Here is a 23,714-nt window from a genome sequence, read left to right as displayed (position 1 = left end):
GCTCCAATCCCCGACCAGACAGGCCTATCCCCATGACCAATACGCAACTTGCTCAACTTGTTATCCGATTGGGACTGGGCATCAACATGCTCATGCACGGTCTGGTACGCATTCCTAAACTCAGCGCGTTCGTCGCTAAAACCGGCGCCGGCTTTGCCAATACCATCCTGCCTGCGATACTGACCAATGTCTTCCTCTACACGCTTCCTTTCGTGGAGTTTGCCAGTGGCGTGCTGATCCTGCTGGGCGGGCAGTTTAGTCGCTGGGGCTACTTCATCGGCGGGCTTACCATCAGCGCGCTGCTCTTCGGTACCACTCTGAAAGAGGACTGGCAAAGCGCTGGTACCCAGCTCATCTACGTCATCGCCTTTTACCTGGCCCTGCGCGGCCTCGACGATCGGGGTCGACGGTAACCATATGGCCATAGCTGCGCCATAGCGGCCCCAACAGAATACTATTCCAGCGGGCTGGGTTGATCCGGATACAGGCCCGGGATCGACCCGGCCCGCTGGTTTCTGGTCACGAACGCAGCGCCGGTCCGATCGTGGGCCGGGACCGCATCGGCAATGGGCTCAACCGATTACAGAAAAGAATCGGTAAGCCACGACCTTCTTTTTTTGGCCAGACAGCAACCCGACCGACCTGGGCCGCCGGCTTACGTATCCCGTAATCAGACCGGCGTATAACGGGCTGAGTAGGCATATTCAGGGAAACTTTCCGATATTTGTTCTGTTTGCCCGGAACGCACCTACCCAACTGATTGTTAAAATTATACCGTAAGGACGCAACAAACTACGCGACCAACCGACACTATGAGCAAGGACGCTGCGATTTTAGAAAGCATCACTACTTCTGAGTATAAATACGGATTCGAGACCATCATTGAAGCCGACGAGGCTCCCGTAGGTCTTGACGAAAGTACCATCCGGTTTATCTCGGCCAAAAAGAACGAACCCGACTGGCTGCTGGAAAAGCGGCTCCAGGCGTTTCGGCTCTGGCAGGAGATGACTGAACCCCACTGGCCCAATGTCAAATACCCCAAAATCGACTATCAGGCCATTAAATACTACTCGGCTCCCAAGCAGAAGAAAACCGTAGGCAGCCTCGACGAGATCGACCCCGAACTGCTCGACACGTTTAATAAACTGGGCATTTCGCTCAGCGAACAGAAGCGGCTGGCCGGCGTCATCGACGAACCCCAGGGCGAACGGCCTCAGGTAGCCGTCGACGCCGTGATGGACTCGGTTTCGGTAGCCACCACGTTCAAGAAAGACCTGGCTGAGCGGGGCATTATTTTCTGCTCTATCTCCGAAGCGGTTCACGAGCATCCCGAGCTGGTGAAAAAATACATGGGTTCGGTAGTACCCGCCAAAGACAACTACTTTGCAGCGCTGAACGCAGCGGTGTTTACCGACGGTTCGTTCTGCTATATTCCCAAAGGGGTTCGCTGCCCGATGGAGCTGTCGACCTATTTCCGGATCAATGCAGCCGGAACGGGCCAGTTTGAACGGACGCTCATCATTGCTGACGAAGGGTCGTATGTGAGCTATCTGGAAGGCTGCACGGCACCCATGCGCGATGAAAATCAGCTCCACGCAGCCGTTGTCGAGCTGATTGCGATGGGGAACGCCGAAATCAAGTATTCGACCGTACAGAACTGGTACCCCGGCGATAAAGACGGCAAAGGCGGTATCTACAACTTCGTTACCAAACGCGGTATCTGCGACGGTCCGAACGCCAAAATCTCCTGGACTCAGGTTGAAACCGGCTCGGCCATTACCTGGAAATATCCATCGGTTATCCTGAAAGGCGATAACTCGATCGGGGAGTTTTACTCGGTAGCCGTTACCAACAACATGCAGCAGGCCGATACAGGCACCAAAATGGTCCACATCGGTAAGAATACGAAGAGCCGGATTGTATCGAAAGGCATCTCGGCCGGCAAGAGCCAGAACTCATACCGCGGGCTGGTGCAGGTACTGAAACGGGCCGAAAACGCCCGTAACTATTCGCAGTGCGACTCGCTGCTGCTGGGCGATAAATGTGGCGCGCATACGTTCCCGTATCTGGAGGTAAACAACCCATCGGCCACGGTCGAGCACGAGGCTACTACCTCAAAAATCGGTGAAGACCAGCTGTTCTATTGCAACCAGCGCGGCATTCCGACCGAGCAGGCTGTGGCGCTCATCATCAACGGGTACGCCAAAGAGGTGCTCAATCAGCTCCCCATGGAGTTTGCTGTGGAAGCACAAAAGCTGCTCGCCATCAGCCTTGAAGGCAGCGTTGGGTAAACCAATTTGACGTTTTCTTGTATCTTGAAGCCCCTGCCGAAACGCGGGGGCTTTTTTTCAGCTACGCTTATGAAACGATTCGAATACCTGACCCTTGAAGTAGACACCAGTGGTTTCTGGAACAATAAGATTGACTCCCAGCAACTGAACGACAAGCTGAACGAACTGGGTCGCGAAGGCTGGGAAGTCACCTCCACCGTCGATCTGAACCGGCCGCAGGGAGCCACCAAAGGGCTGCTGGTTATCCTGAAACGGGAGATCGGCTAAGTAGTGAGCAGACCCAGCACCGCCAGGGCAATCACCAGCCCGCCCATCATCAGGGCCACCAGTTCGCGGGGGGTAAAAGGCGGATGGTACGTGTCCGGATTGGCCTGCTCATAGATATAGTTGAGCTGCTTCACGGTAGGAACTAGCCATACAAACGGCAGCAGGAGCAGATAAATCAGCACGACGTAGTCCGGCATGGTCCGATTCAGCACCCGCTGCAGGATCTCGAAAATCACGTAACCGGTTGCGTACCCGTTACTGCTGATGCCCGGATGCCCCTTCTCCATGGCCAGATAGTTAATGTGTTCCAGCAGCGTATGGACAAAAAATACGTTGAACACAGCGCGCCAGAACGGGTAAATATCCCACTCGTAGGCATCTCTGAAAAAGCACCAGTTTCGATACAGCCAGTACATCGTGTACAGGCCAAACGTAAAAAAGGAGAGCAGGCAAAACACCCAGACTGGCTGTTTCCGTACGTATTGAACCTGCGCTCCTGGTTGATATCTATTGTCCATACCGGGGTGTGGCCATTATAAAAAAGAGCAATATAAGCCCGGGTTCACACCGAGCTATAGCTATTCCTGCAAAAATAGGGCTAAGCTGATCCCGGCACTGAAAATGCCTTTGTATCGCTTGTGGTTATTACCGGAAACAACCTTGCTATCGCGGCCGTTTTTGCGTAAATTAGCCAGATTCTACAACGCTACGAATGAACTTCGAATTAACCTCTGAATTTCAGCCCACCGGCGATCAGCCGAAGGCGATTGAGCAACTGATCAAGGGTATACAGGAGAGCGAGCCCGCACAGGTGCTACTCGGTGTTACCGGATCAGGGAAAACGTTCACTATAGCTAACCTGATTGCCCGGACCAACCGGCCAACGCTGGTGCTGAGCCACAACAAAACGCTGGCAGCCCAGCTGTATGGTGAGTTCAAGCAGTTTTTTCCCAATAACGCCGTCGAGTATTTTATCTCCTACTACGACTATTACCAGCCCGAAGCCTACATCGCCACCACCGGCACCTATATCGAGAAAGACCTGGCCATCAACGAGGAGATCGACAAGCTCCGGCTGTCGGCCACGTCGGCCCTGATGAGCGGTCGGCGCGATGTGATCGTGGTGGCTTCGGTATCGTGCATCTACGGTATGGGCAACCCCGATGAGTTTAAGCGCAACGTCGTCAACATCGGGGTTGGCGAGCAGATGAGCCGCAACGCGTTTCTCCACAAGCTGGTCGAGATTCTGTACAGCCGCACCGAAGGTGAGTTTCAGCGCGGCAACTTCCGCGTCAAAGGCGATACGGTCGATCTCTACGTGGCCTATGCCGATTTTGCCTACCGGGTCATTTTCTTCGGTGATGAGATCGAATCCATTCAGCGAATCGACCCCTCGACCGGCAAGAAAATTTCGAACGAGAGCCTGGTGACTATCTTCCCGGCCAACCTGTTCGTGACGGGTCGCGATACGCTCAACAACGCCATCTATGAAATTCAGGACGATCTGGTTTCGCAGGTACGCTACTTCGAGTCGGAGTTTCGCGAGCAGGAAGCGACCCGCATCAAGGAACGAACCGAGTTCGACCTTGAAATGATGCGCGAGCTGGGCTACTGCTCCGGTATCGAGAACTATTCGCGCTACTTCGACCGGCGCAAACCCGGCCAGCGCCCGTTCTGTCTGCTCGACTATTTCCCGGATGATTACCTGCTGGTTGTCGACGAGAGCCACGTGACGATTCCGCAGATTCGGGCCATGTGGGGGGGTGACCGATCCCGCAAAACGGCCCTGGTCGACTATGGGTTCCGACTCCCCAGCGCCATGGACAACCGGCCCCTTACCTTCCAGGAGTTCGAAGACCTGTCGGGCCAGACGATCTATGTCTCGGCCACGCCATCGGACTACGAACTCCGCAAAGCCGAAGGGGTTGTCGTGGAGCAGCTGATCCGACCAACGGGTCTGCTCGACCCCGAAATTGACGTCCGGCCGAGCCTGAACCAGATCGACGACCTGCTCGAATCCATCGACGCCCGCGTCAAAGCCGGGGAGCGGGTACTGGTTACGACGCTGACCAAGCGCATGGCCGAAGAGCTGACCAAATACCTCGAACGGGTGGGCATCAAAACCCGCTACATCCACTCCGAAGTGAAAACCCTCGATCGGGTGGAGATCCTGCGCGACCTGCGGCTTGGCAACTTCGATGTGCTGGTGGGCGTGAACCTGCTTCGCGAAGGCCTCGACTTACCCGAGGTGTCGCTGGTAGCGATCATGGACGCCGACAAAGAAGGTTTTCTGCGCGACATCCGCTCGCTCATCCAGACCATCGGCCGGGCTGCCCGGAATGCCAATGGCAAGGTGATTATGTACGCCGATACCATTACGGGGTCCATGCAAAAGGCGATCGACGAGACGAACCGGCGCCGGGCCATCCAGATCGAGTACAACACCGACCATGGCATCACACCAACAACGGTGCTGAAATCGCGCGAGTCGATTATGGGGCAGACCAAAGTGGCCGACTCGAAAGTCCGTCAGTTTTATGTCGAGCCCGAAGAGATTCGGATTGCCGCCGATCCGGTGGTTCAGTACATGGGTAAAAACGATCTCGAAAAGGTCATCAACGAAACCCAGTCCAAAATGGAGCGGGCCGCCAAAGACCTCGACTTCCTCGAAGCCGCCCGGCTGCGCGACGAACTCTTCCAGCTCCGCGACCGGCTGAAGAAAGAAATGGTATAATAAACTGACCTACCAAGAATTAGCTTATAGCGCCAACTTCGCCCCGTTTAATACGCCAGAGTTGCCGTTGCTTTTCGTGTCACGCTGCCGCCGAACGTATTCCGGGCGTTCATGACCCGGATGCCTGCTGCGGCAGCGTGACAAAATCATGTACAGAAGCGTCAGATCAGCCTCTCTCGGAGGCCCCAGCGCCCGCCACCGGTTATATCGGCCTCAACAGCTAAACGGGGCATAGCCGGGATGATCGTGTCAAGTTAAAGATTACCACTAACTTGCGCGCATTCCGTTAAAAACCACCCTAACTATCATGAAACGCATTGGTATCATTCTGGCTATCATTGGGGCCGTGCTGATCGTAGCCTTCTTCGCCCTGCGCACCTTTACCAAATCGGCCAGCCCCGAAGCCGTCGCTCAGTTCGACCAGAACGGCTTCACGCTGAAAGTCGATTATTGCCGCCCCGCCCGCAAAGGCCGGCCAATCTTCGGCGGGCTGGTTCCCTACGGTGAGGTATGGCGCACCGGCGCAAACGAAGCAACCGTTATTCACCTGGGGCAGGACGTTATCCTGGCGGGGCAGTCACTCAAGGCCGGCGACTACTCGCTCTGGACCATTCCGTCGCCACAGGGCTGGACGGTGATCATCAATGGCGAAACCGGGCAGTGGGGTACCAACTACGACCAAAAGCAGGACGTGATGCGCGTACAGGTAAACACGCGTCCGCATACCCCGCCGATGGAGCAGTTTCTGATCAGTTTTGTACCGGCCAGCAACGGCGCCGACATGCTCCTGACCTGGGACCAGACCGAGGCTATCGTGCCCATCCGCCAGCCCTAAGGCCATAAAAAAAGGCCTCTCGTGAAGGCCTTTTCGGTGTGCAGCTCCAGATCGGCTAGTCCCGCTGAAAACTTCGCGCTATGAACGACAGGGCGTCTGGTAAACCGGTTCGCCAGTAGGTCCAGGTATGGGCTCCGTCGCGGACGCGGTATTCGTGCGGAATTTTGCGCTTGAGCAGTTCGATATGGAGTTGTGCGTTGGCCGCGCTCAGAAAGTCATCGTCGCCACAATCCATGTACCAGCGCACTTTTTTCAGATCGTTTTCGGGAGCCGACCGGGCCAGGGTAAGCGGGCTGTTGCGTTTAAAATGGGTCGTGATTCGCTCTTCGCCTTTGACCGGACCGCTAAACAGAGCCGCAAACACCTGGTCATACTGCTCGTCGGGCGTGGTGGCAATGCTTTCTTCGGTAAAGACAGCCGCGCTGAGAGCTGCACACGAGCCAAACAGATCGGGATGATGCATGGCCAGCAGCAGCGAGCCGTGCCCGCCCATTGACAGGCCCGAAACGGCCCGGTACTCGCGCTGGGTCCGGGTGCGGTACATGGAGTCGATGTGCGGAATGAACTCCTGAACAAACATATCTTCGTAGCGCACCTTGCCCAGATAGTCGTTCATGTACCAGGTTACGCCCGCGTCGGGCATGACAATAATCATGGGTGGCAGCTCGCCCGACCTGATCTTTTCGTCGACGATGCGGTTGGCTTCGCCAAATTGTACCCAGCCCGTTTCGTTATCGGTATAGCCGTGGAGCAGATAAACGACCGGGTAGCGTCGGTTGGAGACGTAATAGTCGGGTGGCAGGTAGATGGAGTATTTAACGGCCTGGTTCAGCAACGAACTGTTCAGCCGCAGACTCTCGAGCAGATGAGCTTCCGGAGCCGACACTACCGGTACCGGACCGTTGTTCTGCGGGCCCGTCAGTTGCGACCGCCGACGCGACTGCGCCTGGGCCGTCAGTACCCAGACCAGCAGCAGGGCACTCAGAAACAGACTACGTAGTTTCATAAGTAGTGGAACGAAGTAAAATGGTTAAGTGAATATAGGGTTGCGGCTATTGGGTATCAGCCACCAGTAGCCTGTTTATTACGGGTTGACTGGCGTACCCTTGTTCTGGTAACGAAAAAACACTCCTCCTATGCACAAACGTCTGCTATTCGCGCTTGTTTTATCGATGGCTACCGCCCGCGCGGGTTGGGCACAAACCCTGCCCGACTGGGAAGACCCAGCGGTCATCAGCCGAAATACCGAGAAGCCACATGCCAACCTGATCCCGTTTGCCACCGAGCAACAGGCCCTGGCCGCCCGCGACTGGCGCAACTCTCCGTATGTCAGCCTGCTGAACGGGAGCTGGAAGTTTCGCTGGGTAAAGCACCCCAGCCAGGTACCCGCCGACTTTTATCAGCCCGCTCTGAACGACAACAGCTGGGATAATCTGCCGGTGCCCTCCAACTGGCAGGTTGTGGGGGCCCGCGAAGGCCGCCCCTACGACCGGCCCATTTTCACCAACATCAAGCACCCGTTTCCGGCAACGCCCCCGCGCATCACCGCCGATACCAATGCGACCGGCCTCTACCGACTGCGCTTTACCGTACCGGCCAACTTTCAGGGTCGGCACGTATTCCTGCACTTTGCGGGCGTACAGTCGACCTGCCGCGTATTCCTGAACGGGCAGCCGGTGGGGTATCACGAAGACAGCATGACCCCGGCCGAGTTTATGATTACCGATAAGCTGAAACCGGGCGAGAATCTGCTGGCCGTTGAGGTCATCAACTGGTCGGACGGCAGCTACCTCGAAGATCAGGATTTCTGGCGCCTGTCGGGCATTTTTCGGGATGTGTTCCTCTACGCAACGCCCAAAACGTACCTGCGCGATCTGTATGTCGTAACCGACCTCGACGAGCAGTACCGCGATGCCACCCTGAAAGTAACCGCCAACGTTCGGAACCTGTCGGGTGAATCGGCTCCGTACCGGCTCCGGCTAACGCTGTATGATCCTAAACAAACGGCGATTTTCTCGGAAACGATTGACGCCAGCGATGCCGTCGAAACCGATCAGGAACGCATCTTCCGACTCACCAAAGCCATCAAAGCCCCGGCGCTCTGGAGTGCCGAAAGCCCGGCCCTGTATACCCTGACGGCCCAGCTGCTTGGCTCCGACGGTCGGCCCACCGAGGCCATCAGCCAGCGCATTGGCTTTCGGGAGATGAACCTGACCGGTGGGCTGCTGCTGGTTAACGGGAAGCCGGTTACCTACAAAGGCGTCAACCGCCACGAGTTCGACCCGGCAACAGGCCGGGTTATTGACCGGGCCACGATGGAGAAAGACATCCGGCTCATGAAGCAGTTCAACATCAACGCGGTTCGCACGTCGCACTATCCGAACGTTACCGACTGGTACGACCTCTGCGACGAATACGGCCTCTACGTCATCGACGAAGCGAACATCGAAAGCCACGAACTCTGGCAGAAAGGCCAGACCCCGGCCGCCCGGCCCGAGTGGCGCACTGCGTTCGTAGCCCGCGGCCGGGCCATGGTTGAGCGGGACAAAAACCACCCGAGTATCGTCATCTGGTCGCTGGGCAACGAGACCGACATGGGCCAGAACTTCCTCGATATGGCCAACATCATCCGGCTTGTCGACCCAACCCGCCCTATCCATTACGAAGGCCGTAACAATTACAACACCGATTTCGCATCGGCCACACAGCCGCTTACCCAGTTCGACATCATCTCGACCATGTATCCATCCGTGGCCGGCATGGTGGCGCTCATGGAAAAAGACCCTACGCGCCCGCTCATCGTCTGTGAATACGCCCATTCGATGGGTAACAGCGTCGGCAATCTGAAAGACTATTGGGCCGCCATCGACAAATACCCCCGCATGCAGGGTGGTTTTATCTGGGACTGGGTCGATCAGGGCCTGCAGCTCCGCAACAAGGCCGGGCAGCCGTTCATGGCTCATATCAACTATATCGACGGAGCCAACGCAGGCGACGGCCTCGTCAACGCCGACCGTACGCCCCAGCCCGAGCTGAACGAGGTTAAGCTGGTGTACCAGTACGTGAAGCTGACGGTACCCACCGCGCTATCGGTAGGCAGTCCGGCCCGGGTCAACGTGCGCAATGCCTACGACTTTCAGACACTCGAACCATTCCGGCTGGTCTGGTCACTGATCCGAAACGGCGCAGTCGTTCAGCAGGGTGCGGAGACGAACCTGGTAGCCAAACCCGGCCAGACGCAGGTGCTCACCCTGCCCGTTACGTATCCTGGCTTTAACCCGGCCGACGACGCCGAGTATTTCCTGAACGTAAGCGTCCGGCTCAAACAACCGGCCAGCTGGGCAGCCGCCGGTCATGAAGTGGCCTCGGCCCAGTTTCCGATAGCCATCAGCCCAGGCGGCTCGGCAGCAGCGGGGGTACCACCGGTTCCGTCCGTTAAAGTGGCTTCTACGCCCACGGAGGTAACGATTCGCAGCAAAGACGTGGCGGTCGTTTTCGACAAACGCATCGGCGGGTTGAGTCAGCTTTTTTACCGGGGCCGCAACCTGCTGACCCAACCCCTGCAACCCAGCCTGTGGCGGGTACCGACCGACAATGACGAAGGCGGAGGGGAGCAGTCCTACGCGGCCCGCTGGCGCCAGGCCGGTCTCGATACCGCCCGCGCCCGGCCCGTCAGCCTGACGGTCGACGCCCGCCCGCAGCGCGTACTGGTCAGCTGCATCAACGAGTTAACCCTGAACGGCGGCAGCATCCGGCAGCAGACCGATTACCTCGTATACGGCACCGGCGACATTCAGGTAACGACCACCTACACGCCCAGCGGCAGTCTGCCCCCCCTGGCCCGAATCGGGCTTCAGCTGCAGCTACCCGCCAGTCTCAGGCAGCTAAAATGGTACGGCCGTGGTCCTTTCGAGAACTATGCCGACCGGAAAGATGCCGCGCAGGTTGGGCTCTACGAAGCCAGCGTGGCCGACCAGTTCTTCCCCTACCTGATGGCTCAGGAAAACGGCAACAAAACCGACGTCCGCTGGGCCGAACTGACCGATGAATCAGGCGTTGGCCTCCTCATCATTGGCGATAAAACCGCGGCTGGCCTGCTCAACATCAATGCCCGTGATTACACCGATGCCGCTTTACTAAAGGCGAAGCATCCGTATGCGCAGCAGCCCGAACGCGGACAGACTACGGTTGTCAACATAGATCTGGCGCAGATGGGGCTGGGGGGCGACGACAGCTGGACACCCCGGGTTCATCCGGAGTATCAACTACCGGTTACCAGACCGTATACGTATTCGTTCCGGCTGCGACCGGTTGATGGGCGTACCGATCTCAGGCGCGTGCTGAGCCTCCGATTACCCCGTTGAAACAGCCTGTCTGTACGGCTGCTCCGACAGAGTCTGCTAAAAATTAGCGATACGTTCTTGCGGTTAGTGGTATAAAACCTCTATTTTCGCCCAGGACCAACCCTTTAGTAAAAACCCACCCTGATTGTATGGCCAAGTTGATTATCGTGGACGACGAAAAACCAATTCGGGCGGCTCTGCGCGATATCTTAGAGTACGAAGGTTATGACGTGGACGAAGCGAAAGATGGTGAAGAAGGGTTAGACATGATTATGCGAACGAGTTACGACGTAGCTCTGTGCGATATTCGAATGCCTAAGCTCAACGGGCTTGAGCTCCTTCAGAAAGCCAACGAAGCCAGTCGTAGCACTCAGTTTGTAATGATTTCGGCCTTTGGTAATGTTGAGAACGCAGTAGAAGCAACCAAACGTGGCGCGTTTGATTTTATCACCAAACCACCCGATCTGAACCGCCTGCTGATTACGGTCCGCAACGCCATCGAACGCTCCAAACTGGTTCAGGAAACCAAAACCCTGAAGAAGAGGATTTACAAACTCAACGAGATTGTAGGCGAGTCGGAGCCAATCCGTAAGGTGAAGGATACCATCAACCGCGTGGCTGCTACCGAAGCCCGGGTTCTTATTACCGGGGCCAACGGTTCCGGTAAGGAGATGGTGGCCAAACAGATTCACGAAAAAGGCAGCCGGGCTTCCATGCCACTCGTGGAAGTAAACTGCGCAGCCATTCCGAGTGAGCTGATCGAGAGCGAACTGTTCGGCCACGAAAAAGGTGCCTTCACGGGTGCTGCGGCCAAACGCGTCGGTAAGTTCGAACAGGCCGACGGCGGTACGCTCTTCCTCGACGAGATCGGCGACATGAGCCTGTCGGCCCAGGCCAAAGTGCTGCGGGCGTTACAGGAAAACAAAATTACCCGCGTTGGTGGCGACAAAGAGATTAAAGTCAACGTGCGGGTCATTGCGGCTACCAACAAAGACCTGCGCCAGGAAATTGTCAACGGCAACTTCCGCGAAGACTTGTTTCACCGGCTCAGCGTAATCGTGATTCACGTTCCGCCCCTGGCCGAACGACGTATGGACATCCCGCTCCTGACCGACAAGTTCCTGCACGACATCGCTACCGAGTACGGCTCTACGCCGAAGGAGTTTACGCCCGACGGCATGGCCTATCTGCAGTCGCTGCCCTGGACCGGTAACGTTCGGGAACTGCGCAACGTCATCGAACGCCTTATCATCATGTGTGGCGATGAGATCACGCTGGACGACGTGAAGCTGTACGCTTAAATCTGACGAAGACTATATCGAGCCAGGCGCCCCCGGGAGTTGCCTGGCTCTTTTTTATGGTCAGAGAACCATTAGATTACAGCCCCGCACGTCGGAATTGTCGAACCGGCCAATTACCCGAAAATGACCATCGGCACCGACGTACTGGCCCAGGTCCTGGGTCTCCAGAAACGAACAGGAATCGAGGTTGGCCAAATCGATGACGTTGATACCGCCCGACTGCCGCGCCCCAGGCCCGGCCGCATCTGCGGCCGGATAGATCGTGAAGGGATCGTTGATGTCGCGCAGCAGCACACGCAGCGTCGGACTCGGGCTAAACACCCCCTGCCCCAGCGAATAGGCCTGCGACAGTAGCTCGGTCATACCATATTCGGAGTGAACGATTGGTACCCCGGTTCGGCTCGTCAGTATGTCGTGGACTTCCTCGCGCAGCAGCTCTTTCCGGCGCCCTTTCATGCCCCCTGTCTCCATCACAATCAGATTGGGATAATCCGCCAGCGAAACATCCGTCCGCGACTCGGCCCAGTCGAGCAATCCGAACGTTACGCCGATCAGCAGGGTCTTGTGCGCAGGGCGTTGCAGCAGCTGATGCAACCGGGTAGTCAGGGCGTCGAAATCATTCAGAAAAAAACCACTCTGGTCCGCGTTGGTCTGCGCCATAAATCGCTGAACCATGTACACTAATGACGAGTTATTTCGTTCAAGGTACGAGGGTAACAGGGCCAGAATAGTGACGTTCCGGAGCGGTCCGTAGAGCTGCTCGAAAATTCGGGTGCTGACCGCATCGTACAGCGCCGGGTCGGGCACATAATGGCGGCTGGTAGCAGCACCGGTTGTGCCGCTGCTGGCAAACGTCAGCGTATCGGCCAGCAGGTCGGGACGGGGGTCGACCCCCGTCAGAATGGTATGGTTCCTGAAAAACCCGATCGGCATGAACGGAACCTCGCGCAGGCTTGAGGTCTGCTCGGGCCGAACGTGCAGATAATGCAGATATTGCCGGTAAATAGGGTTATGTTCGGCCTGGTATCGGAAAACGGCCAGTGCCAGCGACTCGAACGAGTCCGGAGTTACGGTCAGGATCTGCTGCCTGAGCCTCGCGCGCCGGGCAGCCACATCGGCCGAAAGTGTTGATAAAAGAGACAAAACAAGAGCGTTTATTGCACAACGAGTACAACAGTATGCAGCGGCAACAAATTCAACCATACCTCCTCGTATTGGGCCTGGCCCTCACTCTGTCGAGTTGTTTTACCGAACCCAACTACTCCAATGTTCCCGAAATATCGTTCGACCGCGTGGACCGGTACACCATAGAAGGCGGACAGGGAGTAGGTCGCTCCAGGCGCGATTCGGTCATCGTGGTCATTAATTTCAAGGATGGCGACGGCAATCTGGGCAACGATATTCCCATCTCGAAACCAGACTCGGCCCGCTATGCGTCCAACGGCGGCTGGGGCAACTACCGCATCCGTACGTTCCGGCTCATTAACCGCCAGTACGTTGAAGTACCGCTGACCGTTAACCGGACCCTGTACTTTCCGGATCTGGCCAAAGGGAAACCCAGCGGAGCCATTGAGGGGCCGCTTGAGTTCGATCAGATATTCCAGTACGGGACCAGTTTCCAGATCTACCCGACCAAATTCCAGATTCAGATTCGCGACCGCGACCTCAACGAGAGTAATGTCATCGAAACGGATACCGTCTGGCTGCCGTACCCGAGATGATCAGCTGTTGTTCAGCACAATACGGAAGGTCGTTCCTTTGCCGACCTCCGAGCTTTTTACGTACAGGCGTCCGTTGTGATACTCTTCAACGATGCGCTTGGCCAGTGTCAGGCCCAGGCCCCAGCCGCGCTTCTTGGTGCTGAACCCGGGGTTGAACACCTTCTGCATGTTTTTCTTGGAAATGCCTTTGCCCGTATCGGCAATGTCGATGGCTACGCTTCGATTGGGTAATGTCTGCATCGTGAGCCGCAGTTCGCCGGTGCCTTTCATGGCATCGACGGCGTTTTTGCAGATATTCTCGATTACCCACTCAAACAGCAGCCGGTTAATTTTAACGGTCTGCCCGGCCGGCAGCTGGCTGGCCACGCTCATTTTCACCTTCGTCGAGATGCGTTTCGAGAGATAGTCGGTAAACTGCCGAACTACCTCGTTCAGGTTTTCTTCTTTCAGCGTCGGTACCGAACCAATACTGGAAAAACGGGCCGTTATGGTTTCCAGCCGACGTACATCTTTCTCGATCTCGTCGGTTATTGATCCGTCGTACTGGTCCGGATCAGAACGCATATACTCGACCCAGGCCATCAGCGACGACATGGGCGTACCCAACTGGTGGGCAGTTTCCTTCGCCAGTCCGACCCACACCCGGTTCTGCTCGGCCCGGCGCGACGCACTGAACGACAGGTAGGCCAACACCCCCAGGGCCGTCAGTATAGCCAGCAGCGCGTACGGAAAGTAGGTCAGTTGTCGCAGCAGGCTCGAGTTGGTGTAATAGACCAGCCCCCGCTCATTATTACCCAGATCAACCACCAGGGGCGGGTGCCGATCCCGCATCTCGACAATCCGCTGACGAAGTAGTTTTTCGCGTTGCTCGGCATTGTACTCTTCCGGTATGTCAACGTTGAGCGCCCCGCCCAGCTGGCCGTTCGGATCGACGTAAATGGCCGGAATTGTTTTGTTTGCTTTCAGGATTTCGTCGGTCACGAATGTCAGGTCACCCGCGTTGGCCTGGCTGCTGCCAAACAGGTAACCGATGCTTTTGGCGTAGAGCTGAACGTACTGTTCTTCGCGGGCTTCGAGCCGGGTAATTAGCCGGTTCGTGTACAGCAGAGAGCCCGTTCCAACCAGTAGCAGGTTCAGCGCTACGATAATCTTCAGAATATTATTCTGATTATATATATCGAATGACTTGAGCATGGATAATGAATTCCCCTTCGACTAAACGAAAAATTGCAAATGATGGTACAAAAGAGAACGTCTGCCGGGCCGGTTCTGTTTCTAATTAAATAGGACTGAAGAAAGAAGGCGGTCTACTTATCTGGACACATTCTAAATAAATAAACCGATTACGAAAGCTGTTTCAAGGTCCGGCGATTGTGTCGTAATTTTGTGTTGACCCGTGGTCATATAGCGTGTTTTTTCGGCAATGTTAGATACTTTCAACTCAATTAGTTTATCGCACAAAACGGCACCGCTCCATGTGCGCGAATTAATTGCACTCAGCGAAGAAGAAGCCAAGCGGCTCATGCTGCGGTTGCGCGACTTCTTCGGTTTGTCAGACCTGCTTATCATCTCAACCTGCAACCGCACCGAGGTTTACTACGCATCGGAGCAGGGCGGAGCTAACCTGAACGCCGACATTGTCAGGCTGCTGCTGATTGAGAAAGGACTGACCGATACAGATCAGTATTTACCTTACTTCCAGTTTTTTGCCCGGCATGAGGAAGCCGTTCGGCATCTGTTCGAGGTGTGCGTAGGGCTCCACTCGCAGGTAGTGGGCGACATGCAGATTCCGAATCAGGTGAAGCAGGCGTACCAGTGGTCGGCCGATCTGGACATGGCCGGGCCTTTCCTGCACCGGCTGATGCATACCATTTTCTTCACCAACAAGCGCGTGGCGCAGGAAACGGCCTTTCGCGATGGAGCCGCTTCGGTGTCTTACGCTGCGGTTGAACTAATCGACGAACTGGTGGGCGACCGGCAGGACCCCAACGTACTCGTTATCGGTCTGGGCGAAATCGGTACCGACGTTTGCCGGAACCTGGCCGACCGGAACGTGAAGAACATCACCCTCTGCAACCGCACCCAGACTAAAACGGAAGTGCTGGCCGAACAGTACGGATTTCGCATTGCCGACTTCGCCAACCTGACCGACGAGATTCGCCAGGCCGACGTGATTATCTCATCGGTCATGCGCGACGAGCCGCTCATTACGCCCACACTGCTGCAGGGTGTAACGGTGCTCACCTACAAATACTTCCTGGATTTATCGGTTCCCCGCAGCGTCGATACCGCCGTTGAGCAGATTCCGGGTGTGCTGGTTTATAACATCGACCACATCCGCAACCGGGCCGACGAGGCTCTGAACCAGCGGCTGGCGGCCATCCCGAAAGTAGAAGCCATCATTGATCAGGCCGTCAGCGAATTCGGCGACTGGTCGAAAGAAATGATCGTTTCGCCAACGATCAACAAGCTGAAAAATGCCCTGGAGCAGATTCGCAAAGACGAAATTGCCCGCCACCTGAAGCACCTCACGCCCGACGAGTCGGAGAAGGTCGAGAAAATTACCCGGGGTATCATGCAGAAAATTATCAAGCTGCCGGTACTTCAGCTCAAAGCCGCCTGCAAACGCGGTGAGGCCGAAACCCTCATCGATGTGCTGAACGACTTGTTCGATTTGGAAAATCATACGGCCGACGAGCCGAGCCGGCTTCAGTAAGCCATATGCATCATCACACAAACTCCCAGATCGGCAACGGTTTGGGAGTTTGCTTTTTCGAGCCAGCCAGGTGCTCTTTCACTATTACAGCGTACCGGTCAGGTTACCCAAGCCGGTTCATGCGTACGCTCAACCCGCTTTACACCATGAAAACCATGCTTCGCCTGTTTGTTTTTATCCTGCTGGTAGCGGGTCTGATCGCCGTATGGGAGCAGATTCGCGGCAGTAGCGCGTTGAGTCGGTTTCGCCGGGGCGATCAGGCTACGCAAAGCATTGTCCTGAAAGAGGTAACGGCCCTCGGCAAGCTGGAGCTTGTTCGCTACACCTTCAAAGACATTATTGAATACGAGCAGCCTAATACATTTTTGCCCAACGCCAACGCGGTTTTGATCGTCGAGGGCGAAGCCGTCGGCTGCATCGACCTCAGCCGGGTGGGTCCGTCCGATATCCTGACCAGCGAAGACTCGGTAACCATCCGCTTGCCCAAACCCGAACTATGTGGCTGGAAAATCAACCACGACCGGTCGCGGGTCTACGATACCCGGTTTTCGTTTCTTGACCAGTCGCAGCTGGTGAGCGATGCGTACCGCAAAGCCGAACGGCAAATCCGGCAGTCGGCCCTCGACGGTGGCATACTGACCCAAACCCGCGAAAACGCCGACCGGATGCTGCGCCCTTTGCTCACCCAGCTGTCGGGCCGGAGCGTGGGCATTACGTTTCGCGACTAAGCCGGTCCGCTGCGGGTCGTCGGGTTGGCCCGGAGCCTGCCCTACGGTCGGTAAAAATGTTGATCGTTTTTACCCAATACGTTTATTTTTGAGTAACATAGGCCACTTTTCCGTCGTTTAGAGGATAAACCCCGTTAACGCACCAACTGCCTATGAACGCCAATATACCGTCTGTAGCCAACGGAAATCTCCTCATTGCCGAGCCTTTCATGGGCGATACAAACTTCGAGCGGAGTGTAGTACTGGTTTGCGAACACAGCCCGGCCGGTACGTTTGGTCTCGTTCTGAATCAGCCCACCGATATTCACCTCAGCGATGTAATCGAAGACATTTCGGTCGACCTGCCTTTGTTTGTCGGTGGCCCCGTTCAGCATAATACCCTGCATTTCATTCATCGTCGGCCCGACCTAATCGAGAATTCCATCCGGGTGCTGAGCGGCCTGTACTGGAGTGGCGATTTTGAGCAGGTGAAGCAGGCCGTTAATCTGGGTACCCTCACCGATCGAGACGCCCGTTTCTTTATTGGCTACTCGGGCTGGAGCGAAGGCCAGCTGGATGCTGAGCTGAACCAGAAAGCCTGGATCGTCAGCCGTACCGATGCCGATTTCCTCTTCGATACACCCGCCAGCGAGTTCTGGCGGGGGGTTCTGAAACGGATGGGGGGTGAGTATAAGTCGATTGCGCACTACCCCGTTGATCCCCGTCTGAATTAAGCGGCCTGATCTTAACTTTTTTTAACCAATTTTGTGGCCTGATCAACCGTTATAGGGTGGTTATACCCCATCCTCATTCCTGTATGCGCACGTACCGATTACTTTTTTTTGCTTTTACCCTGCTCCTCCCCGCTCTTTCTCAGGCCCAAAGTAACAACCCCGTTGGCGGTCATTTCGGGCTCAAGGTAGGGGCTTCGTTAACGCGTGTCAACGTATCAGGAATTAGCGCGAATATTCCGAAGCAGGCGTTACAACCTCATTTCGGCGTTATGTATCGGTATCGGTATCAGCGCTTTGTGCTCCAGCCCGAAGCGCTGCTGGCTATAAAAGGAGGTACTTTTCAGGTTGAGCGGGTGGGCGGCCGGTCTACCAGCCGCGCCCAGTACTACTACGCCAGCGTGCCGATCCTGCTAGGGTATATCCCGACCGAAGGCCTGACGCTTCAGGCCGGTCCTGAGTTCAGCTACGCCCTCAGCACCAATACCACAACCGGCCCCGGCCCCCGCAACGACCTGGGTATCGTGGTCGGTGCTCACTACGACTTTCTCGACATGCTCGATAAGTTCAGTCTGCACGTCCGATATGTCTACGGCCTGAGTAACGTATCGCCCGAGCCCCTGGCTACGTACCGGAACCGGAATTTCCAGGTGGCTATGGTGTATAATCTCTACAAGAAGAAGAAAAAATAAGGGTCGATCATTGGCTTCGTGCCAACGGAGTCAGCCTTTCCGGCCCGAAGCCTGAATACCGCTAACCACCCGTTACTTTCCCTGCCTTATGCTCTCTGACTTCGGTGTGCTGCTGCTGTTTATCCTGGGTGCGTTTGCGTTCATAGCCGTTGTGCTGTTTGCGGCCCGGCTCCTGCGCCCGAACCGCCCGAACGTGGAGAAAAACAGCACCTACGAATCGGGCGAAGAACCCATCGGCAATGCGAATGTGCAGTTCAACATCCGGTTCTACGTGGTGGCGCTGGTTTTCGTGCTGTTCGATGTAGAGCTGGTTTTCCTGTTTCCATGGGCAACGGTATTCGGGCAGGCGAGCCTGATCCGGGCTACCAATGGACTCTGGGGATGGTTTGCACTAACCGAAGCGTTTCTGTTCGTGGCGATTCTGGGGCTGGGCCTGGCTTATGTCTGGGCAAAAGGGTATCTCGACTGGGTCAAACCCCAGCCAAAATTACCTACGGCCCCCACGCATGTACCCCCGCATCTGTACGACCGGGTGAACGACAAATACCGGTCGGCCTCGGCTCCCTCGCAGGCCTGACCGGCTTACCAACCGATCTCTAACCGATATGAGCGATAAATCCGGCGAAGCGAGTGTCATTCTGATGCACTCCGAAGAACTCCTGAACTGGTCGCGCGAGAAATCGCTCTGGCCCATGAGCTTTGGGCTGGCCTGCTGCGCCATCGAGATGATGCAGGCGTTTGCGGCCAACTACGACCTCGACCGTTTTGGCATATTTCCGCGCCCGTCTCCCCGCCAGTCTGATATCATGATCGTGTCGGGAACGGTTACCTATAAAATGGCGGATCGGATCAGGCGTCTGTACGAACAGATGCCCGAACCCCGGTATGTGCTCTCGATGGGCTCCTGCTCGAACTGTGGTGGTCCCTACTGGCAACACGGCTATCACGTCGTTAAAGGCGTAGATCGGATCATACCGGTCGATGTGTATATACCGGGCTGCCCACCCCGGCCCGAAGCACTGATCGACGGGTTTTTGAAGCTGCAGGAGAAAATCAGGACCGAGCACCCGCTGTCGGAGCCGAAATAAATGTACTTTTAGTTCAGATTAATTGCCCCCTACCGGGTTGGCCGACGAACCAATTGCGACTGGCCCGTTTACGCTTAACCTGAACCATTCGTGAACGCTTTTTTTCTGTCGCTTCGCCACCTGCTCCGGTCGACCCGGCTCATCGGGTTACTGTACGGCATCACGCTCGTGCTGGGGCTGCTGGTCGCCCTCCCGTTTTACAGCACCCTCCAGGCCGAAGATCAGGACTCGCGTGCCTTTCTAAACCTGCTCGACGGTTTCGATTATACCGTTTATGCTGATTTCATGCAGCGCAGCGAGCGGGTCATCGATCCCCTATTGAGCGTTGGCCGCTGGCTCGGGGTTCTGTTTGTCTTTCTCAGCGTTTTTCTGGCGGGTGGCATCCTGAACACCTTTGCGCAGCCCTCGCGCCGGTTCGACGCTGGTCTGTTCTGGCAGGTGTGTACGGCTTATTTTGGCCGTTTTCTACAGCTGCTGGGGGTAACAACCCTGTTTCTGCTGGTGGGGGCGGGCCTCTGGCTGATTGCCGGGCTGCTGGTTGGCATCGTGCTCAGCGATACGCTGACCGAGCGGGGCTTATTCTGGGTAGGCCTGGGGTTCTTCAGCCTGTTTGCCCTCACCGCCACCCTCCTGTTCTGCATTGGCGACTATGCCAAAGTGATTATGTTCCGCGACGACGAGTCGAACGCGTTTCGGGCGTTTGGCCGGGCGGGGCGGCTGGTCATGCGTAACCTGCCCCGTACCTACGGTTTGTACTGGCTGTTTATCGGTATAGGGACCGCGCTGTTCGGGCTCTATTTTTTGATCGATGAGCTGATTCCGATGCGGAATACCCCTACCATTCTACTGATGTTTCTGGTACAGCAGGCGCTCGTGCTGGCCCGAACCGCGCTGAAGGCCTGGGCACTCGGTACCGCTTACCAGGTGTATCTGACCCTGCCAGCACCGATACGAGCTATGCCGCCGAATCAGCCTGACATGACTCTGATCCAGCCCGATCGGCCTGATACCTACTGATACCTCGCTTCGATGTAGTTCGCTGTCCTCTGCTTAACACACTCACGGAAACGTCTTCGTCCCGCTTCCGCGCTCTCATTATCATCTATTTGCCAATCCTGCCAGCAGGCGTTAATCTTCTTTGGCCATTTCGTATTATTGCAGAATCAATCTCTCTGCTTTCGCCGTATGGCCGTCCCAACCCTTCCTAAAGAAACGCAGGCTGCTCCGGCAGGCCTCTTCAGTCTCCCTGTCATCGTAGCTGCCCTCGGCTACTTCGTCGACATCTACGATTTGTTACTCTTCGGCATTGTTCGCGTGCCCAGCCTGAAAGACCTTGGCCTGACCCCCGATGAAATCTCGACGGTTGGCGCCAGTATTCTGAACTGGCAAATGGGTGGTTTATTACTGGGTGGTATCCTGTGGGGCGTTCTGGGCGACAAACGGGGCCGACTGTCGGTATTATTCGGCAGTATCATCACCTACTCCATTGCCAACGTAGCCTGCGGGTTTGTCGATGACGTCACCTTCATGGAGCCGACGCTCTATTACGCGCTCATGCGGTTCATTGCCGGCATCGGTCTGGCGGGCGAACTGGGCGCGGGCATTACCCTGGTCAGCGAGGTCCTTCCGAAAGAAAAACGCGCGATCGGGACATCACTGGTGGCCGGTATTGGCCTGTTTGGGGCCGTGGTAGCCTACTTTACGGTTAAACTGTTCGACTGGCAAACCGCCTTCTTCGTTGGGGGGGGCCTGGGGTTCGGGCTGCTGCTGCTGCGGGTGGGCGTTGTGGAGTCGGGCATGTTCACCAATGTTACGGAGCAGACGCACGTGAACCGGGGCGACTTTCTGTCGTTCTTCACGAACGCCGACCGGCTCAGCCGCTACCTGAAATGCATCGGTATTGGCCTGCCCACCTGGTTTGTGATCGGTATTCTGGCTACGTTCAGCAATGAGTTCGGGAAAGCATTCGGTATAGCGGAAGAAATACAGCCGGGGCTGGCCATCATGTGGTGCTATGTGGGTCTGGCGGCCGGCGACCTGGCCAGCGGCTTCATCAGTCAGGCGCTCGCATCCCGCAAAAAAGGGGTTGCGCTGCTGATGGGCGTAGCCCTGCTGTTTAGCCTGGTTTATCTCTACACCGGCATCGCGTCGGCAACGGCCCTGTATGGGCTCTGCCTGGCCATGGGTTTCGGCATTGGTTACTGGGCCATGTTCGTAACCATCGGCGCCGAACAGTTTGGTACGAACCTGCGGGCCACGGCGGCCACGACGGTTCCTAACATGGTGCGTGGTCTGGTTATTCCGATGACACTTACCTACCAGGCGCTGAAGCCTTCGCTGGAGACGATCAACGCGGGGGCCGTTGTCGGGCTGATCAGTTTCGTGATTGGTTTCTACTCCATCCTGACCATTCCGGAGACGCACGGCAAAGACCTCGACTACCTGGAGGAGTAACGGCCTGCCCGAACGACACCCACCTTATGCAAACGCTCACGCCCCTACCCGCAACGCGCCCGTCGCTGCGGCCCTTACTGGCATTGCCGGTCATTGTATCGGCCCTCGGCTTCTTCGTCGATGTCTATGACATGCTGATTTTCAGCATCGTGCGGGTGCCGAGTCTGCAATCGTTAGGGCTGACCGAGGCCGACGTATCAACGGCAGGAACGTTCATTCTCAACTGCCAGCAGGCCGGCCTGGTGCTGGGTGGTATTTTGTGGGGTGTTCTGGGCGACAAGCGGGGTCGTATGTCGGTCCTGTTTGGCAGCATTGTTACCTACTCCCTGACCAACATTGCGTGTGGATTCGTACAGGATGTCAACACCTACGCGGTGTTGCGCTTTCTGGCGGGTATCGGCCTGTCGGGCGAGATCGGGGCGGCTATGGTCCTGGTGGCCGAAATACTGCCGAAAGAAATTCGGGGCTATGGCTCGGCGGTTGTGGCCGGTATCGGCTACCTCGGCGCGGGCGTGGCGTACCTGACCGTCGAGTACTTCAACTGGCGAACGGCCTTCTTCGTAGGGGGCGGTATGGGCCTGGCGCTACTCCTGCTGCGGGTCAGTGTTTTCGAGTCGGGGCTGTTCAGTCGCTTCAAAGCTGAGCACAAAGGCGTTAGTCGGGGCAATTTCGGGCAGTTTTTCCGAACGTGGGCCTCTACCCGCAAATACCTCCAGTGTGTAGCGGTTGGCATGCCTACCTGGTTCGTTGTTGGTATTCTGGCCACGTTTGCCAACGAATTTGGTCAGGCGCTGGGACTGACAGAACTGGTCAAGCCCGGCCGCTGTGTCATGCTGCTCTACGTAGGGCTGGCCGGTGGCGACCTGCTGAGTGGTCCGCTGAGTCAGTGGCTTCGGTCGCGCATAAAGGCCATTACAAGCCTGCTCCTGCTCAGCATGACCCTCTGCAGCATTCTGCTGTTCGGCGGCATCGACACGGCCGAGGGGGTGTATACGGTTTTTCTGCTGGCTGGCTTCTGCACCGGCTACATTGCCATGTACCTGACCACGGTAGCCGAACGGTACGGTACCAACCTCCGCAACACAGCCACGACATCGGTGCCGAGCGTAGTACGCGGTACGCTGATTCCGATGACCCTCGCGTTTCAGGCCATCAAGCCCGCCGTTGGTACGCTGGTGGGGGCTGGCCTGCTCGGCCTCGTCGTATATGGACTGGCGTTCTGGTCGCTGAGCCGTCTGGACGAAACGTTCGGCAAAGACCTCGATTTTGTCGAGTAAGCTACGCTGCTGCCATTCATCCTTTTTCTAAGCCGCTGTTCCAGAACCGCAGCGGACCGGCCGGCTGCCTGCATCATTGGGTTGATTATTCACTTAATCCATTCGACTCAATGAAAACTCGCATCACCCTGATTGTCAGCTTTATGCTGCTGACACTGATCGCATCGGTATCGCTTGCGAAAACGATCCAGACCGGCAATCCAGAGAAGAAAACCTTCCAGACCGGCAATCCAGAGAAGAAAACCTTCCAGGCCGCTATGTATCCGGCCGCGGCTTCTTCCAAAGTGTGGCTCGCTCTGGAAAAATCATTACCCCAGTTTAAAGTAAACGTAGAGCTGATCGATCAGAAAGGCAATGTCCTGTTTCGGGAGACCCTGCCGGGCAAGGGCGGCAAAAGCAACCGGTTCAGGCAGATGTTCGACCTGAGCGATGTAGAAGATGGAAACTACACCTTTCGGGTCTATACAGCCGGGTTCCAGTCCGAGGAGTTCTCGTTCCGCCTGTCGACCCCAACCGTTACCCAGCGACTTCCTACCCGGCTCGTTTCCATGAAATAA

At 56.4% G+C, this 23,714-nt stretch carries 22 protein-coding genes; 18 read left to right on the top strand and 4 right to left on the bottom strand.

Going from position 1 to position 23,714, the window contains the following annotated elements; translation table 11 throughout:
• Positions 1 to 32: 32 nt before the first annotated feature.
• From B1C80_RS09650 to B1C80_RS09640, 3 genes are all read left to right on the top strand, one after another.
• Positions 33 to 413 (top strand): DoxX family protein, encoded by a 381-nt coding sequence (locus B1C80_RS09650; RefSeq protein WP_077920853.1) that lies wholly within the window; start codon positions 33 to 35, stop codon positions 411 to 413.
• A 399-nt stretch (positions 414 to 812) separates the two neighbouring features.
• A complete protein-coding gene (gene sufB, locus B1C80_RS09645) occupies positions 813 to 2,291 on the top strand; it encodes a Fe-S cluster assembly protein SufB (RefSeq protein ID WP_077920852.1) in 1,479 nt (492 codons plus the stop codon).
• Between the two features lie 69 nt (positions 2,292 to 2,360).
• Positions 2,361 to 2,558 (top strand): DUF4177 domain-containing protein, encoded by a 198-nt coding sequence (locus B1C80_RS09640; protein WP_077920925.1) that lies wholly within the window; start codon positions 2,361 to 2,363, stop codon positions 2,556 to 2,558.
• Here the strand turns inward: B1C80_RS09640 and B1C80_RS09635 are convergent.
• Entirely contained in the window at positions 2,555 to 3,076 is a 522-nt protein-coding gene (locus tag B1C80_RS09635; RefSeq protein WP_139361622.1) for a hypothetical protein, read from the bottom strand. The genes B1C80_RS09640 and B1C80_RS09635 overlap by 4 nt on opposite strands.
• A gap of 194 nt (positions 3,077 to 3,270) precedes the next feature.
• Here B1C80_RS09635 and uvrB point away from each other — a divergent pair, with 194 nt between their 5' ends.
• Complete coding sequence (uvrB, locus tag B1C80_RS09630; RefSeq protein ID WP_077920850.1) at positions 3,271 to 5,292, top strand: excinuclease ABC subunit UvrB; 2,022 nt, start codon at positions 3,271 to 3,273, stop codon at positions 5,290 to 5,292.
• A gap of 307 nt (positions 5,293 to 5,599) precedes the next feature.
• Positions 5,600 to 6,127, top strand: a complete 528-nt coding sequence (locus B1C80_RS09625) for a DUF2911 domain-containing protein (protein WP_077920849.1) — start codon at positions 5,600 to 5,602, stop codon at positions 6,125 to 6,127.
• A gap of 55 nt (positions 6,128 to 6,182) precedes the next feature.
• On the opposite strand, the gene B1C80_RS09620 is transcribed toward B1C80_RS09625, so the two are convergent.
• On the bottom strand, positions 6,183 to 7,133 hold the full coding sequence (locus B1C80_RS09620) for an esterase family protein (protein WP_077920848.1): 951 nt from the start codon (positions 7,131 to 7,133) through the stop codon (positions 6,183 to 6,185).
• Between the two features lie 130 nt (positions 7,134 to 7,263).
• On the opposite strand from B1C80_RS09620, the gene B1C80_RS09615 reads away from it, so the two are divergent.
• Both B1C80_RS09615 and B1C80_RS09610 read left to right on the top strand, forming a co-directional pair.
• Positions 7,264 to 10,491 (top strand): glycoside hydrolase family 2 TIM barrel-domain containing protein, encoded by a 3,228-nt coding sequence (locus B1C80_RS09615; RefSeq protein WP_077920847.1) that lies wholly within the window; start codon positions 7,264 to 7,266, stop codon positions 10,489 to 10,491.
• Positions 10,492 to 10,619: 128 nt separating this feature from the next.
• Positions 10,620 to 11,771, top strand: a complete 1,152-nt coding sequence (locus tag B1C80_RS09610) for a sigma-54 dependent transcriptional regulator (protein ID WP_077920846.1) — start codon at positions 10,620 to 10,622, stop codon at positions 11,769 to 11,771.
• A 60-nt stretch (positions 11,772 to 11,831) separates the two neighbouring features.
• Here B1C80_RS09610 and B1C80_RS09605 read toward each other — a convergent pair whose 3' ends face one another.
• The gene (locus B1C80_RS09605) at positions 11,832 to 12,914 is read right to left on the bottom strand and encodes an acyl transferase (RefSeq protein WP_077920845.1); all 1,083 of its coding nucleotides are present in this window, start codon (positions 12,912 to 12,914) and stop codon (positions 11,832 to 11,834) included.
• A gap of 35 nt (positions 12,915 to 12,949) precedes the next feature.
• On the opposite strand from B1C80_RS09605, the gene B1C80_RS09600 reads away from it, so the two are divergent.
• Positions 12,950 to 13,492, top strand: coding sequence for a hypothetical protein (locus B1C80_RS09600; RefSeq protein ID WP_077920924.1), 543 nt, complete (start codon positions 12,950 to 12,952; stop codon positions 13,490 to 13,492).
• Here B1C80_RS09600 and B1C80_RS09595 read toward each other — a convergent pair whose 3' ends face one another.
• On the bottom strand, positions 13,493 to 14,686 hold the full coding sequence (locus B1C80_RS09595; protein ID WP_077920844.1) for a PAS domain-containing sensor histidine kinase: 1,194 nt from the start codon (positions 14,684 to 14,686) through the stop codon (positions 13,493 to 13,495).
• 229 nt (positions 14,687 to 14,915) lie between these two features.
• On the opposite strand from B1C80_RS09595, the gene hemA reads away from it, so the two are divergent.
• From hemA to B1C80_RS09545, 10 genes are all read left to right on the top strand, one after another.
• Positions 14,916 to 16,208 (top strand): glutamyl-tRNA reductase, encoded by a 1,293-nt coding sequence (gene hemA / locus B1C80_RS09590; protein WP_077920843.1) that lies wholly within the window; start codon positions 14,916 to 14,918, stop codon positions 16,206 to 16,208.
• A 146-nt stretch (positions 16,209 to 16,354) separates the two neighbouring features.
• A complete protein-coding gene (locus B1C80_RS09585) occupies positions 16,355 to 16,936 on the top strand; it encodes a DUF4230 domain-containing protein (RefSeq protein WP_077920923.1) in 582 nt (193 codons plus the stop codon).
• A gap of 152 nt (positions 16,937 to 17,088) precedes the next feature.
• On the top strand, positions 17,089 to 17,649 hold the full coding sequence (locus B1C80_RS09580; protein ID WP_170315644.1) for a YqgE/AlgH family protein: 561 nt from the start codon (positions 17,089 to 17,091) through the stop codon (positions 17,647 to 17,649).
• Positions 17,650 to 17,732: 83 nt separating this feature from the next.
• Entirely contained in the window at positions 17,733 to 18,338 is a 606-nt protein-coding gene (locus B1C80_RS09575) for an outer membrane beta-barrel protein (protein WP_077920842.1), read from the top strand.
• Positions 18,339 to 18,426: 88 nt separating this feature from the next.
• Complete coding sequence (locus B1C80_RS09570; protein WP_077920841.1) at positions 18,427 to 18,915, top strand: NADH-quinone oxidoreductase subunit A; 489 nt, start codon at positions 18,427 to 18,429, stop codon at positions 18,913 to 18,915.
• Between the two features lie 28 nt (positions 18,916 to 18,943).
• Positions 18,944 to 19,426, top strand: a complete 483-nt coding sequence (locus tag B1C80_RS09565) for an NADH-quinone oxidoreductase subunit B (protein ID WP_077920840.1) — start codon at positions 18,944 to 18,946, stop codon at positions 19,424 to 19,426.
• A 90-nt stretch (positions 19,427 to 19,516) separates the two neighbouring features.
• Positions 19,517 to 20,443 (top strand): hypothetical protein, encoded by a 927-nt coding sequence (locus B1C80_RS09560; protein ID WP_129600844.1) that lies wholly within the window; start codon positions 19,517 to 19,519, stop codon positions 20,441 to 20,443.
• 168 nt (positions 20,444 to 20,611) lie between these two features.
• Positions 20,612 to 21,880 carry an MFS transporter gene (locus tag B1C80_RS09555; protein WP_077920839.1) on the top strand — a complete coding sequence of 423 codons (1,269 nt, stop codon included), beginning with the start codon at positions 20,612 to 20,614 and terminating at the stop codon, positions 21,878 to 21,880.
• A gap of 26 nt (positions 21,881 to 21,906) precedes the next feature.
• Complete coding sequence (locus B1C80_RS09550) at positions 21,907 to 23,157, top strand: MFS transporter (RefSeq protein ID WP_077920838.1); 1,251 nt, start codon at positions 21,907 to 21,909, stop codon at positions 23,155 to 23,157.
• A 110-nt stretch (positions 23,158 to 23,267) separates the two neighbouring features.
• Positions 23,268 to 23,714: a hypothetical protein gene (locus B1C80_RS09545; protein ID WP_077920837.1), complete on the top strand. Its 447-nt coding sequence runs from the start codon at positions 23,268 to 23,270 to the stop codon at positions 23,712 to 23,714.

It is taken from the genome of Spirosoma sp. 209, assembly GCF_002006735.1.
Classification (GTDB): Bacteria; Bacteroidota; Bacteroidia; order Cytophagales; family Spirosomataceae; genus Spirosoma; species Spirosoma sordidisoli.
This window is presented reverse-complemented; position numbering and strand designations above follow the sequence as displayed.

Excerpts from the sequence above, each read along its gene's own strand:
- B1C80_RS09650 (WP_077920853.1), top strand. The coding sequence starts at position 33 with ATGACCAATACGCAACTTGCTCAACTTGTTATCCGATTGGGACTGGGC.
- sufB (WP_077920852.1), top strand. The coding sequence starts at position 813 with ATGAGCAAGGACGCTGCGATTTTAGAAAGCATCACTACTTCTGAGTAT.
- B1C80_RS09640 (WP_077920925.1), top strand. The coding sequence starts at position 2,361 with ATGAAACGATTCGAATACCTGACCCTTGAAGTAGACACCAGTGGTTTC.
- B1C80_RS09635 (WP_139361622.1), bottom strand. The coding sequence starts at position 3,076 with ATGGACAATAGATATCAACCAGGAGCGCAGGTTCAATACGTACGGAAA.
- uvrB (WP_077920850.1), top strand. The coding sequence starts at position 3,271 with ATGAACTTCGAATTAACCTCTGAATTTCAGCCCACCGGCGATCAGCCG.
- B1C80_RS09625 (WP_077920849.1), top strand. The coding sequence starts at position 5,600 with ATGAAACGCATTGGTATCATTCTGGCTATCATTGGGGCCGTGCTGATC.
- B1C80_RS09620 (WP_077920848.1), bottom strand. The coding sequence starts at position 7,133 with ATGAAACTACGTAGTCTGTTTCTGAGTGCCCTGCTGCTGGTCTGGGTA.
- B1C80_RS09615 (WP_077920847.1), top strand. The coding sequence starts at position 7,264 with ATGCACAAACGTCTGCTATTCGCGCTTGTTTTATCGATGGCTACCGCC.
- B1C80_RS09610 (WP_077920846.1), top strand. The coding sequence starts at position 10,620 with ATGGCCAAGTTGATTATCGTGGACGACGAAAAACCAATTCGGGCGGCT.
- B1C80_RS09600 (WP_077920924.1), top strand. The coding sequence starts at position 12,950 with ATGCAGCGGCAACAAATTCAACCATACCTCCTCGTATTGGGCCTGGCC.
- B1C80_RS09595 (WP_077920844.1), bottom strand. The coding sequence starts at position 14,686 with ATGCTCAAGTCATTCGATATATATAATCAGAATAATATTCTGAAGATT.
- hemA (WP_077920843.1), top strand. The coding sequence starts at position 14,916 with ATGTTAGATACTTTCAACTCAATTAGTTTATCGCACAAAACGGCACCG.
- B1C80_RS09585 (WP_077920923.1), top strand. The coding sequence starts at position 16,355 with ATGAAAACCATGCTTCGCCTGTTTGTTTTTATCCTGCTGGTAGCGGGT.
- B1C80_RS09580 (WP_170315644.1), top strand. The coding sequence starts at position 17,089 with ATGAACGCCAATATACCGTCTGTAGCCAACGGAAATCTCCTCATTGCC.
- B1C80_RS09575 (WP_077920842.1), top strand. The coding sequence starts at position 17,733 with ATGCGCACGTACCGATTACTTTTTTTTGCTTTTACCCTGCTCCTCCCC.
- B1C80_RS09570 (WP_077920841.1), top strand. The coding sequence starts at position 18,427 with ATGCTCTCTGACTTCGGTGTGCTGCTGCTGTTTATCCTGGGTGCGTTT.
- B1C80_RS09565 (WP_077920840.1), top strand. The coding sequence starts at position 18,944 with ATGAGCGATAAATCCGGCGAAGCGAGTGTCATTCTGATGCACTCCGAA.
- B1C80_RS09555 (WP_077920839.1), top strand. The coding sequence starts at position 20,612 with ATGGCCGTCCCAACCCTTCCTAAAGAAACGCAGGCTGCTCCGGCAGGC.
- B1C80_RS09550 (WP_077920838.1), top strand. The coding sequence starts at position 21,907 with ATGCAAACGCTCACGCCCCTACCCGCAACGCGCCCGTCGCTGCGGCCC.
- B1C80_RS09545 (WP_077920837.1), top strand. The coding sequence starts at position 23,268 with ATGAAAACTCGCATCACCCTGATTGTCAGCTTTATGCTGCTGACACTG.